The organism is Paenibacillus sp. AK121 (assembly GCF_019042715.1).
GTDB lineage: Bacteria > Bacillota > Bacilli > Paenibacillales > Paenibacillaceae > Paenibacillus > Paenibacillus polymyxa_C.
Genome location: NZ_JAHPJM010000011.1, coordinates 170,955 through 188,053, shown reverse-complemented (window position 1 = coordinate 188,053; position 17,099 = coordinate 170,955). Strand labels below are relative to the sequence as shown.

At 47.9% G+C, this 17,099-nt stretch carries 11 protein-coding genes; 6 read left to right on the top strand and 5 right to left on the bottom strand.

What is annotated here, in order from left to right:
• The first annotated feature begins 353 nt into the window (after positions 1-353).
• Positions 354-4,643, top strand: coding sequence for a S8 family serine peptidase (locus KSP24_RS19165; RefSeq protein ID WP_216976269.1), 4,290 nt, complete (start codon positions 354-356; stop codon positions 4,641-4,643).
• An 83-nt stretch (positions 4,644-4,726) separates the two neighbouring features.
• Here the strand turns inward: KSP24_RS19165 and KSP24_RS19160 are convergent, their stop codons facing one another.
• Both KSP24_RS19160 and KSP24_RS19155 read right to left on the bottom strand, forming a co-directional pair.
• The gene (locus KSP24_RS19160; protein WP_216976267.1) at positions 4,727-6,223 is read right to left on the bottom strand and encodes a sensor histidine kinase; all 1,497 of its coding nucleotides are present in this window, start codon (positions 6,221-6,223) and stop codon (positions 4,727-4,729) included.
• Complete coding sequence (locus KSP24_RS19155; protein ID WP_014599406.1) at positions 6,220-6,906, bottom strand: response regulator transcription factor; 687 nt, start codon at positions 6,904-6,906, stop codon at positions 6,220-6,222. Before KSP24_RS19155 ends, KSP24_RS19160 begins: the two co-directional genes overlap by 4 nt.
• A 241-nt stretch (positions 6,907-7,147) precedes the next feature.
• Between KSP24_RS19155 and KSP24_RS19150 the strand changes: the two genes are divergently transcribed.
• The 5 genes from KSP24_RS19150 (at position 7,148) to KSP24_RS19130 (ending at position 12,876) form a co-directional block, all read left to right on the top strand.
• Positions 7,148-9,493 carry an ArnT family glycosyltransferase gene (locus KSP24_RS19150; RefSeq protein ID WP_216976265.1) on the top strand — a complete coding sequence of 782 codons (2,346 nt, stop codon included), beginning with the start codon at positions 7,148-7,150 and terminating at the stop codon, positions 9,491-9,493.
• A 17-nt stretch (positions 9,494-9,510) separates the two neighbouring features.
• Complete coding sequence (locus KSP24_RS19145; protein ID WP_137077664.1) at positions 9,511-10,602, top strand: glycosyltransferase family 2 protein; 1,092 nt, start codon at positions 9,511-9,513, stop codon at positions 10,600-10,602.
• 3 nt (positions 10,603-10,605) lie between these two features.
• Positions 10,606-11,028, top strand: a complete 423-nt coding sequence (locus tag KSP24_RS19140; RefSeq protein WP_025674426.1) for a GtrA family protein — start codon at positions 10,606-10,608, stop codon at positions 11,026-11,028.
• Entirely contained in the window at positions 11,025-11,906 is an 882-nt protein-coding gene (galU, locus tag KSP24_RS19135; RefSeq protein WP_040102337.1) for a UTP--glucose-1-phosphate uridylyltransferase GalU, read from the top strand. The genes KSP24_RS19140 and galU overlap by 4 nt, the downstream gene beginning before the upstream one ends.
• Before the next feature lie 142 nt (positions 11,907-12,048).
• Positions 12,049-12,876, top strand: a complete 828-nt coding sequence (locus tag KSP24_RS19130; RefSeq protein WP_064961831.1) for a class I SAM-dependent methyltransferase — start codon at positions 12,049-12,051, stop codon at positions 12,874-12,876.
• Between the two features lie 165 nt (positions 12,877-13,041).
• On the opposite strand, the gene KSP24_RS19125 is transcribed toward KSP24_RS19130, so the two are convergent.
• The 3 genes from KSP24_RS19125 to KSP24_RS19115 all read right to left on the bottom strand — a co-directional run bounded on the left by KSP24_RS19125 (position 13,042) and on the right by KSP24_RS19115 (position 16,860).
• On the bottom strand, positions 13,042-13,788 hold the full coding sequence (locus KSP24_RS19125) for a glycerophosphodiester phosphodiesterase (RefSeq protein WP_216976263.1): 747 nt from the start codon (positions 13,786-13,788) through the stop codon (positions 13,042-13,044).
• A 90-nt stretch (positions 13,789-13,878) separates the two neighbouring features.
• A complete protein-coding gene (locus KSP24_RS19120) occupies positions 13,879-14,940 on the bottom strand; it encodes a hypothetical protein (protein WP_216976261.1) in 1,062 nt (353 codons plus the stop codon).
• A 24-nt stretch (positions 14,941-14,964) separates the two neighbouring features.
• Complete coding sequence (locus KSP24_RS19115; protein WP_064961828.1) at positions 14,965-16,860, bottom strand: HSP90 family protein; 1,896 nt, start codon at positions 16,858-16,860, stop codon at positions 14,965-14,967.
• Positions 16,861-17,099: the final 239 nt, after the last annotated feature.

Below are 17,099 nucleotides of genomic sequence, written 5' to 3'. Positions count from 1 at the left end.
CTTCACCTTAAGCATTTTACGTGATTGTGTAACCTCAACAATTCCAATGCAGATTATATCATTAAATCTTGCATTCTCCCATTCCCCTTCGATTGATTTCAAAAATAATCTAGTAAATTCATAACATTTCCATGGAATCTACATGTGAAGTTAACCTTATTTTTTCTAAAAATATAAAAAACATATAGTAATATATCCCACCAATATGGTAATATATGCCTCAAAACTGGCAAGTTAGTCACCAGTGGTCAATTCTATTATTTTAGATATTAAGGGAGGCGTGAGAACAACGGCAGTGGCTTCAAATCCTAGTATGTAGAGATATCATATTTTGATTGAAAAGAGGGAAATCTTTGAAAAAGCCGATCATTTTGCAAAAAATACCTGTCGTATCACTCGCTCTTGCCTTGACGGTAAGCTTATCTCTGCCGTCTTTCAGTTCTGCCGCTACTGCAGATCTACAAATCAATTCATTTTTAAAAGCTCAGGAAGCATTAACTATTGAGGCGGCTCCGGCCTTTATCTCACCTGAGCTGAGTACAGACTCCTCCCGTCAGGTCAGAGTCATCGTGCAGCTTGATGGTGAGCCCCTAGCAGTGGACAAATATGCAGCACGTTCAAGCGCCAAAGCTTTCACCGCTCAATCCGAGCAAAAAGCCGAATCTGCGATCGCCACCGAGCAAACCACGTTCGTAGACCAAGCCGCTGAGCACGGTATTTCTCTTCAAGTAAATTACCAGTACAACACGGTGCTTAACGGACTGGAGGTTACGGTGCCAGCCAATAAAATTCCAGAGTTGGCTAAACTGCCAGGCGTTAAATCCATTCACGAAAACAAAACGTATTATTCCATCCCCGTGCAGGACCCGCCAACACTTACAGCCAACGAAGCCACTTATGACAATGCGCCACTGGACCAAATTGGTGTTCCTGAAGCCTGGGCCAAAGGATTGAATGGCGAGGGAATCAAGGTCGGGGTTATTGATACCGGTATCGATTATGAGCATCCGGATTTGAAAGAAGCCTACAAAGGCGGTTATGACTCTTTTGAACAGGACAACGACCCTTACGAGGAACCGTTCCTTGAAAAAGAGAATGATCCATACGGCACAGGTTTTAGTGGAACGACACATGGTACTCACGTCTCCGGTACAATTGCCGGGAAAGCCGCGAATAAATCCTCAGATATTGTACAAAAAGGGATTGCCTATAAATCGGACTTATACGTATATAAGGTGCTTGGACGCAATACCAAGACCGGTCGTTCCTCCGGTTCCTCGGCACAGGTCATTGACGGTATAGAACGTGCTGTCAAAGATGGCATGAATGTCATCAACCTGTCGCTAGGCTCGGATTCTGAAAAAGATCCTAACTCCCCGGATGCCATTGCCATCAATAATGCGGTACTTTCCGGGGTAGTCGCGGTCATCGCAAACGGTAACGCTGCACAACAAGGGCCCTATTTTTACTCCATGGGTTCTCCCGCAACATCCCAGCTGGCGATTTCCGTTGGTGCAGCCACTTCCCCCAGCCACAGCTATTCCAATAAAGCATCCGTCAATCTTGTAACCTATGGTGATGATGAAAAGCCGATAACAGTTACTTCAGATACCTATTACAATTTTAACATGATGGGTTGGCAAACATTTCACGAGGATTTTTCTTCTATTTTGGGGACAGAACCATTGGAATTAGTTTATGCCAACTTGGGATATCCAGATGATTTCACTTCTAAAGATGTAAAAGGTAAGGTTGTAGTCGTATCGCGTGGCGTCTTGGGCTTCGTAGATAAAATCGCGAACGCACAACTAAATGGTGCAAAGGCTATTATTATTTTTAATGGTCAAGCGAAATCTAGCGACAGTACACAAGCCAATCTGAGTGAAGCTATCCCTGGTTACGACGGTTACATTAATTCGAATCAAGGAGACAATGTAGATTATATTCCTACCTTTGACATGATAGGAAAAGAAGGTAGAGCACTGGCAAGACAAATCATTGAAAGCCAAAACCACAAACAAAAATTCTTTATTACTTTTGGTGAAGAGTATCGTCGTACTGACAATCCTGGTAATACCATGGCCGGATTTAGCTCCCGCGGACCAAATGGCGATGAACTGCTGAGCATCAAGCCGGACGTGAGCGCACCAGGGGTTGGCATTATGTCAACGTACCCTGCCTTTGCCAAGTTCTATCCGGATGCATCTTATGCGCAAGCTTACAAACGTAGCAACGGAACGAGTATGGCATCCCCACATGTAGCTGGACTGGCTGTGCTGCTGAAGCAGCAGCATCCGAACTGGACACCGTTTGATATCCGCGCTGCTCTGGCAAACACTTCGGTTACACTCTTTGATGAGGATAAAATCCAATATGATGTGTATTCCCAAGGTGCAGGTCTTGTAAACATTGCGAATGCGATTCAGACTCCAGCCCTGCTGGAAACCGTTGAAAAGATTACGATTCTTGACAAGAACTTTAATCGGCAGGAGGTTGTGAATTATAATCCTTCCGCCAGCTTCGGGGTGTTACGACCTGGTAGCGATGCGAAGCAGATTCAGCTTCAACTCAAAAACTTGTCTGCTAACCCTGTGCAGTATGAAGCTAGCTATGTTTTACATGATAAGGTTACCTCTGATCCAACTAAGCCTATTGCAACACCTGACGTGAGCAACATTGCCGTTCAGTTGCAGGGGGTTGGCGCGAATGGATCTATCTCGGCAGAACCAGGCAAATCGCAACCATTCTTCCTGTCTGTACAACCAAATGCGAATGCAGCTACTGGTGTATATGAAGGAGAGGTTATTCTTAAAAGCGCTGGACAGCCAACACTCCATCTTCCATTCGTTGTGCATGTCGGCAAAGAAAATCCAACGACAGGCTTCGGCTTGCAAGACCTGAGTTTCACGAACCCGATTATTTACCCAAATCGTACAGGTGCGCAGCGCACAACGGATTTGACTTTCCGTCTGACCACAGATAAAACCAATCTGATCTCGCTCTATGTATACGGATTAGATGATAAGCTGATCGGTCTGATTGATGGGATTGCCACTACCAAGGAACAAGGTGCTAACGCTCGCCTCAAACAAGGCGCATATTCCTTCAAGGGGATTGACGGAAGTTACGTTGAATTTGATGACAATGGCAAGCCTGTTCTGGATGCTAACGGTCAGCCTGTTATTCAGCACTTGAAGGATGGCGTGTACAAGCTGGAAGTCAGCTCTCCAGAACTGAATGAAAAGGGAGAAGTCGAACGCAATACCGATGGTCCTAAACTGTTCACTGCCACTAAATCGATCCGTGTGGATAATAGTGCCCCATCGGGCGGTAATAGTGGCGGCGGTGGAGGTGGCGGCGGTGGCGGCAGAAGCAATACTACACCTTCTGCTGCAACGAATACATCCACCCCTGTCGCTACATCTGCACCTTCACTGCAAAGCGTAGTGAAGCAAGGACAAGCTGTAAAAGCTGTGCCTACAGCCGTTGCGTTAAACAATAATGTACAGTCACTGACAGTAGCTGATGCAGACCTGCAGGCTGCCGTGACAGCAGCTGGTTCCAGCCCGACAGCTATCGTATTGTCGGCTACTAGCCAAGCAGGCCAAACGACTAAAGCATCACTCACTTCGTCACAGCTGGCAACGCTGGGCAGAGCCGCAGCAGGAAGCAGCCTGGTTGTGAGTAATACAGGTTCTTCCCTGGCATTGCCAGTATCTGTTCTAAAAAATGCACCTGAAGGTGCGGGCATTGAAGTGGTCATCAGTAGCCAAGCAGAGGCGAGCGGCACATTTACAGGCAAGCTTAAAGGCTCGAATGTAATCGGCACCCCGGTAGGGTTTGAGGCCAACGTAATCACTGGCGGTAAGAGCCAACCACTCAAAGTTGCGCCAGGACAATTTATTAGCCGATCCTTTACCGTATCTGGTCAAATTGATCCTAATACAGCCGGTGTGCTCTATACAGCGAACGGAAATGTCTATCCCGTCCCATCCGTCTTCACCAAGCAAGTTGATGGATCTACCGTCGTTAAGGTAAGCCGTCCGGGCTTCTCGACGTATGCAGCGGCGACACGACCTGCTAGCTTTGAAGATATTTCATCGTCGTATGCCCAATCCGAAATTCAATCGCTTGCAAATAAATTGCTCATTAACGGCACAACCGACACGAAATTCTCACCGAAGCAAAACGTGACGCGTGCAGAATTTGCAGCCTTGGTCACCCGGGCACTTGGCCTGACACCAGGTACTGCTGCACCATTTAGTGATATTCCGGCAGGTAGCTGGTATGCCGGGGATGTGGCGGCCGCTTATGAGGCCGGATTGATTACAGGTCGCAACAACGACAAGTTTGATCCGCAAGCAAATATCAGTCGTCAAGAAATTGCTGTTGTGCTGGGCAAAGCAGTAGACCTGCTTCAAATCAAAACAGCAGCCGATGGTCCTGCACGCACACCGTACCATGATACTTCATCCTTTGCAGGCTATGCCAAGGACAGTATTGAAAAAGTAAGTGCGGCAGGTATTATTAAAGGAGCCACGATTAAAGGCTCTTCCTACTTCCAACCGAATGCACCTACAACACGTGAGGCATCTGCCAAAGTGCTGCATGTGCTCTTACAAAAAGCTGCACTCATTAACTAACAATTACAAAGCCCCCCGAGCCGTTATTTAACCAAAGTCGCGGTTCGGGGGGCTATTCTTATGTTAGACCATAATCTGCGATACTATACTGTTCCTGCTAAAGGCAGCGTTACTTTAAATATACTTCCCGTTCCCAGTGTGCTTTCAGCTGTAATGCTCCCGCCGTGTGCTTCCACGATCGATTGTGTAATAGCCAGACCAAGGCCCGCTCCGCCTGAGCTGCGTGTACGCGATTCATCTCCACGATAAAATCGCTCAAATATCCGCTCCAGTTGTTCCTTCCCCATGCCGGGTCCATTATCACGAATTTGAATATCTGCCAGCTTTTTACCAACCGATAGGTTGACATGGATCACGCCCTGCTCCATATCGGTATGTTGAACAGCATTGTGAAACAGGTTAAGTACGACCTGTTTGATCTTATCGCCTTCTGCCAATACCCGAACACCTGCCGTCATATCAAAAAATACCTTACGTATGCCTGCCAGCATAAGGAGCTGTGGCTTCATTTCCAGCAGCAATGCATCTAGCGATATATCTTCCAGCTTCAACTCCGGTGTTCGGTCCAGCTTAGCCAACAATAGCAAATCAGAGACAAGCTTGTTCATGCGCTTGGATTCACCATACATACTTTCTAGTGCTGATTGGAGCTGCTTCGGATTGGATGCTGCTCCACGAAGCAGCACTTCCAAAAACCCGTGGATGGATGTGAGCGGGGTACGCAGTTCATGAGAAGCATCCGCAATAAATCGTCGCATTTGCATCTGCAATTCCCGCTCGGCAGCAAAAGAATGCTCCAGCCGCTCCAGCATGCCATTAAATGAAACTGCCAGGCGATCTACTTCATACTGACCCTGCTCTGCGTCAAAGCGCTCGTCCAAATTGCCCGCATCAATACGTTTGACTGCCTCGACCATTCTGGAAAGGGGCACCAATGTACGGCGAAGCACAGGAAGCATAAGCGCCAAACCAATCGCAAGTGCAATCAGAGACAATAAAATAAAGGTGCGGAGTTGATTAATCAGCTGCTCTTGCATGGAATTCGTGGATACGCCCATTTGCAGTAACCCTGACGAACGGTCTGGTGGACCGAGCGGACGAAATACAACTAGCTGCTCTTTTCCCTGTGCATCCGTAATTAATTGATAGCCGTGACGCATGCGCTTGCTCTGCTGCATTGCTTGATACTGCTGAGTGGTGAGGCGCGGCGGTTTAAGCCCATTTTCGTTGGACAAGCTCTGGAAGGTGCCGTCTATACCTATAGAAGCAAGCGACATATCCGGCCAAAACAGAAACGGCCCCGGTCGATTACCTCTCCGATTGGTATCATCTTGGGGAGCGGCGATCCCATCCCCACTATTATCCCGTGAATCCTTAATCAATAAGTCGACAGGAATTGAATTCAGCTGTGTATTCATAGCGTCTGCTCGACTGCGATACAGAAAATCTTTCATTAGAAAGTATTGGAGAAAACCGATCAACACGAGCAGCAATGCCAAAATGAGTAAGGTTCTGGCCAAAAGCTGGGACCGGAGAGAGCGAAGCGCATATTTTCTCCGTTTTTTCCTCCCCGCCTTCATAACAGATCCACTCGGTACCCAACACCACGCAGCGTCCGAATGACCCGATGCTCCTTATCTTTGAGTTTTTCTCGCAAGGAGCGAATGTACACTTCCACAATATTATCCTCTCCCCCAAAGTCATACCCCCAGACTCGGTCTAGAATACGACTTTTACTCAGCACGATTCCATGGTTTAACACCAAAAACTTCAATAGTTCGTATTCGGTAGGCGATAGCTCCAGCACCTGACTCTGATAGCGAATCTCCTTTCGTCGGTCATCCACTTGAAAGGGTCCGTGAACCACTTCCCCCAACAGGTCAGGGAACTGATTTCGCAAACGCGCTTCAATACGAGCCAGCAGCTCATTAAAACTGAAGGGCTTAACGATATAATCATCCGCGCCGAGCTTGAGCCCTTTTACCCGATCGTCCACATCATCCTTGGCGGTCAGCATAATAACTGCGATGTTATCCTCTGTCTCCTTGAGACTTTGGCATACCTCAAATCCGTTCATTTCAGGCATCATTACATCCAGCACCGCTACATGCGGACGAAACTCTCTTGCCAGATCGAGTGCATCACTCCCGTTCTCGGCGGTTCTGACTTCATATCCTTCATTAATCAGTCCAAGCTCTAAAAATTGCAAAATATGAGGCTCGTCGTCCGCCAGCATAATCTTAACTCCGTGTATTGGATTCATTATTAATCTTCCCTTTCATATTGCTTCATTTTTATCATATTAAAAGTCGATTCATTTTTACCTGTATCTAATATACCTGAATCCTGCCGTAAAAAAAGCACCTCACCCCAGCTTTCAGCTAACGTTCAGGGAGCGCTCAGAACCCATTAAGGTACGTCTGGCATGATAATAGCAAGCCGGTAGTTCACCGGGCCAAGATCGGAATAAATACAAAGAAACTTTCACAGGGAGTGGAATGAACATGATTAAGAAATGGTTTAAGACCAGGGCGGACATCCCCCTGATCATCATTATGCTGATATCCGCATTTTTGAACGGATACAACATCTGGCAAGACAAGTACGTAAACACTTACTACACGACAGCAGTAGCAAGCATGCTGCAGAGTTTTCACAATTTCTTTTTCGCCTCACTTGATTCTGCAGGATCGGTAACGGTAGACAAACCGCCTGTGGTGTTCTGGATTCAGACGTTGAGCGCCTATATATTCGGACTTCACGGATGGAGCGTGATCCTGCCGCAGGCACTGGCTCAGGTCGGATCGGTCTTGCTCGTTTACTTACTCGTCAAACCGAGCTTTGGTACACTGGCCGCACGTTTGGCTGCCTTCGCCATGGCAACAACACCGATAGCCGTAGCGGTTAGCCGCACGAATAACATTGACGCTATGTTGGTCTTCACATTATTGTTCGCAACTTGGCTATTGTTCAGAGGCCTTAAAAATAGCAAAACCGGGCGGATCCTGGCTGCTTTCGCAGTCGTCGGCATTGCCTTTAACGAAAAAATGTTGCAAGCCTATATGATCGTTCCTGCGTTGGGCCTGTTCTATCTGCTGGCTTCCAAGTATAACTGGAAACGAAAAGCAATAACGTTGGCAGGATCGGCAGTGGTTCTCCTGATTGTATCGCTCTCTTGGGCAGTCGTAGTGGATTCCACTCCGGCCGATGAACGTCCTTATATGGGGAGTAGCGGAACCAACTCTGTACTGAATTTGGCCTTCGGTTATAACGGCCTGTCTCGCCTGACAGGAGATCAGGGAACAGGTGGCAATCGTGGCGGTCAACGCTCAGAGCAAAACAATAACGCTGCAACGAATAGCAACATTACGAACACGGATCAGGTCCAGACGACTACATCATCTGACAGCACTACCACTACGGATGACTCTGGTGCCAACAATATGGCAGCAGGCGGACCCGGTGCAGGTGGTCAAATACCACCCGGCGGATTCGGGGGGAACGGGCAAGGCGTTCCTGGTGGAGACGGCCAGGGTGGTCCAGGCGGTGGCCCGGGTGGAAATTCCGGTGGCGGCATGTTCGGTACTGGTGAAAAGGGACCTTTGCGGTTGTTCCAATCTTCCCTGTCAGGCCAAGCCAGCTGGCTGCTTCCGTTCGCAATCATTGCTTCCATCGGCCTGCTTGCCAGTATTCGACGCCGTAATATCACACAGAAACATAAAGAAGTTATCTTCTGGCTCGCCTGGTTGATTCCCGTAGCTGCATTTTTCAGCGTAGCAGGTTTCTTCCATCATTATTACCTAATTATGCTCGCACCACCGATTGCAGCGCTCTTCGGAGCAGGATTCGTAGAATTGTGGCAGCAGTATCGTGAGCGTTCCAACTGGCTCTCCTGGCTGTTACCCGTGGCAGTATTAGCAACATCGGTATTTAGCTGGTTCATTCTACAAAATTACAACGATACCATCGGCAGTGGCTGGTCCATCGCGGTATTGATCCTAGGGATCATCGGCACAGCACTCCTGGTGGTAGCACGAAGGAAATCCGAGAAGTTCACAAGATACGCTATTATCGCAAGTGTACTCGCTATGTTTATCGGCCCTGTGTACTGGGCATTGACACCAATCGTCTACGGGGGGAACAGCATGATTCCGCAAGCTGGACCGACTCAATTTGGCGGCGGCGGTGGCGGAATGCCAGACCGCAATGATGGCAATAGAGATGCAAGCTTCAATGGTCAACAAGCCGAAGGAACTCAAATGAATAACCAGACTCAAAATGCAGAGAATTCCAACTCTGATGGAAATACCTCAAGCACACAAACAAGTGCAGACTCGGAACAAAAAGCTTCTACCCGTTCCAGAGGAATGGGGGGCCCGAACGGCAGCCAAAGTTTAGATCAAAAAACATTGAACTACTTGCAAAAAAATAACACAGGTGAAACCTATCTTTTCGCAGCAAGCAATTATTCAACAGCCGCTCCTTACCTGGTCGAGGCCGGACAAAAAGTAATTATTATGAACGGTTTTGTGTCTTCCGATCCGGTCTATACCGTCGATAAAATCAAGGCGCTGGTCGAAAGTGGGCAAGTGAAATACTTTATGATTTCTGGTGGCGGCGGTGGACCGGACGGCGGCAACTCCGAAGTCACTGCATGGATTAAAGAACACGGCAAAGTAATCCCTACAGATGAATGGAAAACAACAACAGCAGAAACAAGTACAGCAGTGAAAGCAACGAACAGCGGAAACGACACCACGAACACCAACGCAAGCGTTCAGGATGGTCAAGGTGGATTTGGCGGAGACGAGCGTGGCGGAAGCGGTACTTTATACGAAATCACATTATAAATGAGGAGGAACTACGAATGAGTGAACCTATCCGTTATTCCATAGTTATCCCGATGTACAACGAGGAAGCCGTTATTACAGAAACCTATCGGAGACTGAAACAAGTCATGGGCTCAATGGGCGAGCCCTACGAGCTGATCTTCGTAAATGATGGAAGTTCGGACCGCAGCGTCCAACTCATCAAGGAATTCAGTCTCAGAGATGACACGATTGTATTGATTGATTTCTCTCGCAACTTTGGTCATCAGCTAGCAATTACCGCTGGGATGGATTATGCGGTGGGAGAGGCGGTCGTCGTCATTGACGCTGACCTCCAGGACCCGCCGGAACTAATTATTGAGATGGCTAACAAGTGGAAGGAAGGCTATGAAGTCGTTTACGCCAAACGGCTCAAACGCAATGGCGAAACTCGCTTCAAGAAATGGTCTGCCAGCCTCTTTTACCGCGTACTTAAAGCATCAACGGATATTAATATCCCGGTCGACACCGGGGACTTCCGCCTAATGGATCGTAAGGTCATAGATGAATTGAAACGTCTGCCGGAAAATAACCGATTCGTACGCGGTCTGGTCAGTTGGATCGGTTTTAAACAAACTGCTGTTGAATATGAGCGCGATGAGCGGCTCGCAGGCGAAACCAAGTATCCGCTAAAACGCATGATCAAGCTCAGTCTCGACGGGATCACATCCTTTTCGATTAAGCCGCTCAAGCTGGCAGGTTATATCGGCGCACTTTTGTCCATGTCCGGCTTCCTGTATCTGATGTATGTGTTGTTTCTTAACTTTTTCACCGATTCCTATGTGATGAAAGGCTGGTCATCCATGATTAGCATCAGCCTGATCTTCGACGGAGTGATTCTGATTATTCTCGGTATTATGGGTGAATATATTGGACGGATTTATGACGAAACCAAAGCACGTCCACTCTACATTGTCCGTGAGCGTCTGGGTGGACAATACGATAACGGTCCGACACATGCTATGAAGGTTCCTGAACAACGCGAGTCCCTGTACATGAAAGGAGCCCGTGACAGTCTGATTTCGGGCGGACGTACAGTACGCGACAACAGCGCGGTATATACTGGACCCAAATCCGGTCATGGGGCCTAATCTATGAAAAGTCGCATGGCCCAGCTGCTTCCTATGATCCGATTTGGCATCGTAGGTCTGGTGAATACAGGAGTAGATTATATCATTTTTATGCTACTGGCTTGGACCGGAGTGCCGGTCGTGGTGGCGCAGATCATTTCGTACAGCTGCGGCACAGCCAACAGTTATATTTTGAACAGCAAATGGACATTCAGCAAACAACAAGCAAACAACACAAGCAAAGGTCAGTTACTCAAATTTATCGTCATCAACCTCATCGTATTGGGGATAACCTCCTTATTGCTGCAAGTGCTTCACACTGAAACCGAGCTGCCGCTTGCTTTAGGCAAGCTGATCGCCACCGCAGCCGGAATGATCATCAATTATATCGGGAGCCGATACTGGGTGTTCGGTTCCCCATCCCGAAAGGAAAGTGAATCTCTATGAGAAAAATTACAAAAGCCGTTATCCCTGCCGCCGGTTTGGGAACCCGTTTTTTGCCAGCTACGAAAGCTTTACCAAAAGAGATGCTTCCAATCGTAGATAAACCAGCCATTCAATATATCGTTGAAGAAGCCATCAAATCTGGAATTGAGAGCATCATTATCGTTACGGGGCGTAATAAAAAAGCCATCGAAGACCATTTTGACAAGTCTGTAGAGCTGGAGCAAGTACTGGAGAGCAAGGGAAAATATGATCTTCTGCGTGAAGTTCAAAGCATCGGAGGCAAAGCAGTCATTCACTATATCCGTCAAAAAGAACCGCTCGGCTTGGGACATGCGGTACGCTGTGCCCGTCAGTTCATTGGCGATGAGCCCTTCGCCGTGTTATTGGGCGATGATATAATGAATTCCTCCACTCCGGCGATTCGTCAAATGATGGATGTATACGAAGCCACTGGCAAGCAAGTGGTCGGCGTGCGCACGGTAGAAGAACAGGATGTAAGTAAATACGGCATTATTGACTCCACTCACCAAAATGGCCTTATTCATGAAGTCGGCGGACTTGTTGAAAAACCATCGCCGGCAGATGCTCCTTCGCGGCAGGCTGTCATTGGTCGCTATGTATTGGAGCCTTCTATTTTCTCCATATTGGAGAACATGTCCACTGGAGCGGGCGGTGAATACCAATTGACAGATGCTCTGCATCAAGTAGCATTGCAAAACCAGCTGCTTGCATTGGAACTGGAGGGCACACGCTACGATATTGGTGATAAAGCTGGCTATCTGGAAGCAGTGCTCCACATGGGCATGCAGCGCGAAGATTTGCGTCCAATGCTTGACTCCATGATGCGTGAGTGGGCGCTTGCTTCAATGATTAAATAGACAAATTTCCTCCTACCGAAATCCGATCATGTTGTGAAATCACGAATGTAGCTGGTTAAGCACATAAGCTTGTACAATGTAAAAGTACAGAGCATCGGAATTTACGCGGTCGCCCGGCCGAAACTAAGGAGGAAAAGCCCCTATGATACCTGAGGGAAATCTGCAAAGTAATGTGGATCGTTTCAATGGCTTTGCCGACAACTATGATCAACACCGTCCAGAAGCGCCATCACTCGTCGTGGAAATCATCAGCCGCTATCTGGATCGGAATGTAGCGCTAGTTGCCGATATTGGCTGCGGTACTGGGCTCTCTACTTTCATATGGAAAGACACCGCTCGTCGAATCGTCGGCATCGAGCCTAACCCGGACATGAGAGGAATAGCGCAGCGCAAGCTGGAGAAAGCAGGAACGACAATGACAGGTACCATTTCCTTCGAAAGCGGGTTCTCTAACAACCTGCCCTTTGAGGACGGCACTGTAGATGTCATCACCTGTTCTCAGTCCTTTCACTGGATGGACCCCGAGAGCACACTCCAGGAAGCAGGCAGGGTCTTGGCACAAGGCGGCGTGTTCGCAGCCTTTGACTGTGACTGGCCTCCTGTGCTGCAATGGCAGATAGAGCAAGCTTATACAGAGCTTATCACCAAAGCTGATACCGTTTTGGAACAGGAAGCTCCTGTAGAGCAACAGGCTCATAAATGGAGCAAGGATCAGCATCTAGCTAATCTGCACCATAGCGGGCAATTCCGCTATATTCGGGAGATTGTCTTCCACAATCGTGAGCAATGTGACGCTGCTCGTTATACTGGGCTCGCTCTTAGCCAGGGAGGAATTCAGAGCCTGTTCAAACTTGGCAATCGAACGCTTGACGACGATATAGCCCGCTTCGTGAAGCTGGTTGAGAATCATTTTGAAGGCAGAACACTGGATATCCTGTTTAGCTATCGTATGAGAATCGGCATCAAGTAGAACGGAATCAAAATCGTCGTGATGATATTCACTTCGGCTCAAGCCAAAAAAAAAGACTCTCCTTGTCTCGTGAAAGCGAGTACGTAGGAGAGTCTTTTTTCTTTTAATACATAGCTACATCTACTTCCCTACAATCCTTAGCTGTAGGTTTACTGCGTCTTCCTCTTAGGAAGAGTGGACAGCTAGAATATGCGCCAACCGATCAGGATAGTCTGTGATGATGCCGTTCACTCCGGCCTCCAGCAGACGCTCCATTTCCTCCGGCTCATTCACCGTCCATGGGTGGTAGACGACGCCTAATGCCAAAGCCTCGGACACCGCTTCCGGTGTAACCACTTGCTTGTAGGCATGAAGTGCTGTAGCCCCGAATTGGGTTGCATACTCCGATGGGCGAACCATAATCTCAATATAGAGCGCTCCCGTCTTGATCTCGGGGGCAATCTGCGCACAGAGCGCGAGCGATTCATGATTGAAGCTGGATAAGATCACCCGCTCTTCCAATCCAAAGCGCTTCACAGCGGCAATGACCTCTTCCTCCATCCCCGGATAGAGATGAATGCTATTTTTCAGTTCCAGATTAATAATGGTATCCGAGGACTGTGCCAGTTCCAGTAACTCACCCAGCATCGGTACCCGCTCGCCTCGAAATTTCTCATCAAACCAACTGCCTGCATCCAGTTTATTTAATTCTTCCAGCGTGGTATCTCTTACATCCAGCGGGCAACCTGTCGTGCGCTCCAGCGACTCATCGTGAATCAGCACCAAATACCCATCTTGGGTACGCTGCACATCCGTTTCAATGCCTGTTGCTCCCAGTTCCAACGCGTGGCGGAAAGCCGCCATCGTATTTTCAGGACATACCCCGGAAGCTCCGCGATGTGCAAAATTAATCACCTTCTGGGTTATAGTCACGATATAATCCCTCCTGTCATTTCTAACAAGAATATTGTACTCGTTCATTGTTTGGGCTGTATAAAATATTCGCCACAGTCGCCTGTTCTTCTACGCCGGTTGAACGATCTTTCCGATCCATTCCGAATAAAATGCATTCCCATTCCGTCGATCAAATTCAGCTGCCGCAGACTCTGCCAGTGGTCTGAAGTACGCAATGATCTCTTCTAACGTACGTTCCTGTTTGCCCCATTCAAAAGATGCAGGCATCCGAATCAAACGAAGTTTTCTCGAAGTATCCAGCTTTTGCAGCAGCCCTACCATCGCTGCGTAAAAATACATTTGCTCCAATCCGCTCTCATAGTCCAATGCGATGTGCAAATGACGTTCCACCACTCCGATTCCTTCAATCGGATTTGCAACCGTCAAATACTCAATATGCTCTGCTATCGTTTTCAGGAAGTCACGGTCATCACGAACCAGGCGATAGCCTTTGCGATACTGCTCCTTCGCCTGATCAACCTCGCCTTGACGATACAGCGGCAATAGCACCTGCGAGAGCGTCACATGCGGCACTTCTGCACATCTCATCCGTCCCGATAAAATCGGTTTTGCCACGGCAAGCGCCTGCTCGTCTTCTCCGGTCAAGTAATAGAATCGCACCATCTGGCTCTGCTCACAGGCTTCACAATCACTCATACTGTCTGGCTCAATTACGCGGAACATATCCAGATACCGCCGTGCTTCATCCAGTTCACCCATGTCCATCGCGATGCGAAACTTATAATAGTAATATGGTCGCTCATTATACCCGTATTCAGCATAACGTCTGCGCATATCCTCTACCAGATCCTCGATTTGAGTTTTTGATATATTCGGAAAACTGCACACCTTTCCAAGTATCCATTTATAGTTCCACAACAGCTCAACGGGGTCGTATTCCTCTGGATTTTGGTCAAATTGACCCAGCTGCCATGAAAAAGCAATCAGCGACTTCAATGGATATCCGTTAAAAATAGCACAGTCTACAATCTCTCCCCGAATTTCATAAGCGAGCTCCTTCAAACCTGAAGTATCCGCCAGGCGAACAGCCTCTTCCAGAATCGCCAGCTTTGCCGCCCCTCCGGGCATATCCTGCGCCTGCTCCATCATTTCATATATCGTCTCTTCCATTTGAATCCTCCTTTAATTACGCAATTACGTATTCTGTCCGTTCCCTAATCCCCAATTGATAAAATGCAGCACACTCCGGTTCATCAGCCCTAGCTCACTGCGGTTCATCGGATAGTGACCCATCATAAGCGCATTCACATACATCATTTCTGTTGCAGCCGTAATCATCTGTGTATCGGTAGCTTCAAAAATCCGCGCCACTACCGGGTTGTTTAAATTAAAATACAAGGTCGAATAGCCCGCGTTCTGCTGGACTCCCGCTTTTAGACTATCGAGCACATTGGAAAAAAGCGAAGTGGTCTCTTCAACTGTGTGTTCCATGGAGCGCAAGGTTAGTGCATCCTGTGAAATGGTGTACAGCACAGGCAAGCTCGCAGGCTCAAAACGCTTCAACTCAGCACGGCAGCGCATCGGCTGCAAAGCAGCATCCATCACACGTAGCACATTGTAATACTTGGTGTGCTCTTCCTGCGTCAACCCGGTAAATGATAAAGATACATCCTCAGGGCTGAGTCGCTCTGTTTGCAGGGTAGCGTCGATCCAGTGCAGCTTATCCAAAATTTCTGAATCATAGATATATCCGCCGTTGATCACCAGCATCGATTGCGCTGCCGCCACATGCGTAATCTGGCGATACTCATCCACGGTCGCCGTGTAATGGAGCGGACGCCCGCCCGCCTCTCGGATCAGTTCACTCAGCTCGCGCCGCCCAAAAGTACTTTCGAAGGAAAACCAGCGGTGCATAATCCGCAGAAATTCATCATCCTCGACCGCGAGCGCCTTCATGGATAGCTCGTGCAAACGAATCCAGTGCTGCAAGCGGTCTGGCTCATATTGCGCCATGCGAAGCAGTTCTTCCCGAATACAGGTTCCCAATTCGGAACGAACCGCATCAAGCTGCTCATTTTCATAAAAGTATTCACGAGATGCCGTTGGTTGCAATTCGTCTGTCCAAATCAGGCTTTTAATGAAAAATGCCCATTCTGGCAATACATTTTCCGCTTTGTCGGACACGAGCATATGCTTCAGATACACCCGATGCAGCCGCTTGCTGTTCAGATTAACACTGCGAGGCAAAATGAATGCAATCCCGCCGGTTCTGCCCGATGCTGTTCGTAGCGGTATAAAATCACTGAAGCGCTCACCCATTAGGCGATAACCTAAATCCAGCACCTCACCGCGTCGACTCCGTAATTGTTCCGGGTCCTGCATCCAGCTTGTCGATGGAAGATTGACCTGCTTAGTCTCCCCGTCTACAGACAGCAGGACAGGATATGGCAGCAAGGCTCCATAATAAAATAAGGAGTCTTTCACCTGCGCTGGCTCATAATAAAACTCGCTCCCCGGCTTACAGCGCAAATAAATTTGCGTCCCTATAGGCAGCTCAGTCTCTAACCGACGAATCGTATACGTCCCATCTGGCTTCCCTCTCCACTCCATAGAGATGCCTTCCTTCGCCGAACGGGTCAGTACTACAATTTCATCGCTCACCATAAAACAAGACAGCAAGCCAATCCCAAAACGCCCGATAAATGAAGTCTCCGAGGTTAGCAAATCAGCCCCCTTCTTGGAAGACTGCCCGATGATCGACAGAAACCGGTGAATGTCTTCTTCAGACAATCCAATACCGTTATCCTGAATCATCAATACCTGCTGATCCCCGGCACCGGATAGCTCTACGATGACTTTGCCTTCATAGTCGTTACTCTCAGAAGCTGTATCTTCAAGGTTATTGTCTTCTTTCAATGATCTACTTTCAGCTTCAGTCTTCCGTAGCTCTTTGCGAGCCGTGATCGCATCTGTTGCATTTTGTAGTATTTCACGTATAAACACCCGTGGACTGCTATATAAATGATTGGCCAAAATATCAATCATGCCGCCCAAATTTACTTGAAAACGATATTCGTCTGTTTGACTCATAGAGATCATTCCTTTCACGAAATGCTACAGCCATCTTTTATTTAAAATAGCTATCTTTTAAAGTATAACGTGGATTTAAGACGGATTACACACCTTCATTTCAGATATCAATTCATTGACAACGGTACAACAGGGTCTTTTTTCACCCAGGAGGGTGGGCACTGGGTCTAATTAACTTCATAAAAATGTACGAGGCACGAACACTTAGTGATTAAGGATCATCTTTGCCTAGTTAAATT

Bases quoted from the DNA above. Each gene is read 5' to 3' on its own strand.
- KSP24_RS19160 (WP_216976267.1), bottom strand. From the start codon at position 6,223: ATGAAGGCGGGGAGGAAAAAACGGAGAAAATATGCGCTTCGCTCTCTC.
- KSP24_RS19155 (WP_014599406.1), bottom strand. From the start codon at position 6,906: ATGAATCCAATACACGGAGTTAAGATTATGCTGGCGGACGACGAGCCT.
- KSP24_RS19150 (WP_216976265.1), top strand. From the start codon at position 7,148: ATGATTAAGAAATGGTTTAAGACCAGGGCGGACATCCCCCTGATCATC.
- KSP24_RS19145 (WP_137077664.1), top strand. From the start codon at position 9,511: ATGAGTGAACCTATCCGTTATTCCATAGTTATCCCGATGTACAACGAG.
- KSP24_RS19140 (WP_025674426.1), top strand. From the start codon at position 10,606: ATGAAAAGTCGCATGGCCCAGCTGCTTCCTATGATCCGATTTGGCATC.
- galU (WP_040102337.1), top strand. From the start codon at position 11,025: ATGAGAAAAATTACAAAAGCCGTTATCCCTGCCGCCGGTTTGGGAACC.
- KSP24_RS19130 (WP_064961831.1), top strand. From the start codon at position 12,049: ATGATACCTGAGGGAAATCTGCAAAGTAATGTGGATCGTTTCAATGGC.
- KSP24_RS19120 (WP_216976261.1), bottom strand. From the start codon at position 14,940: ATGGAAGAGACGATATATGAAATGATGGAGCAGGCGCAGGATATGCCC.
- KSP24_RS19115 (WP_064961828.1), bottom strand. From the start codon at position 16,860: ATGAGTCAAACAGACGAATATCGTTTTCAAGTAAATTTGGGCGGCATG.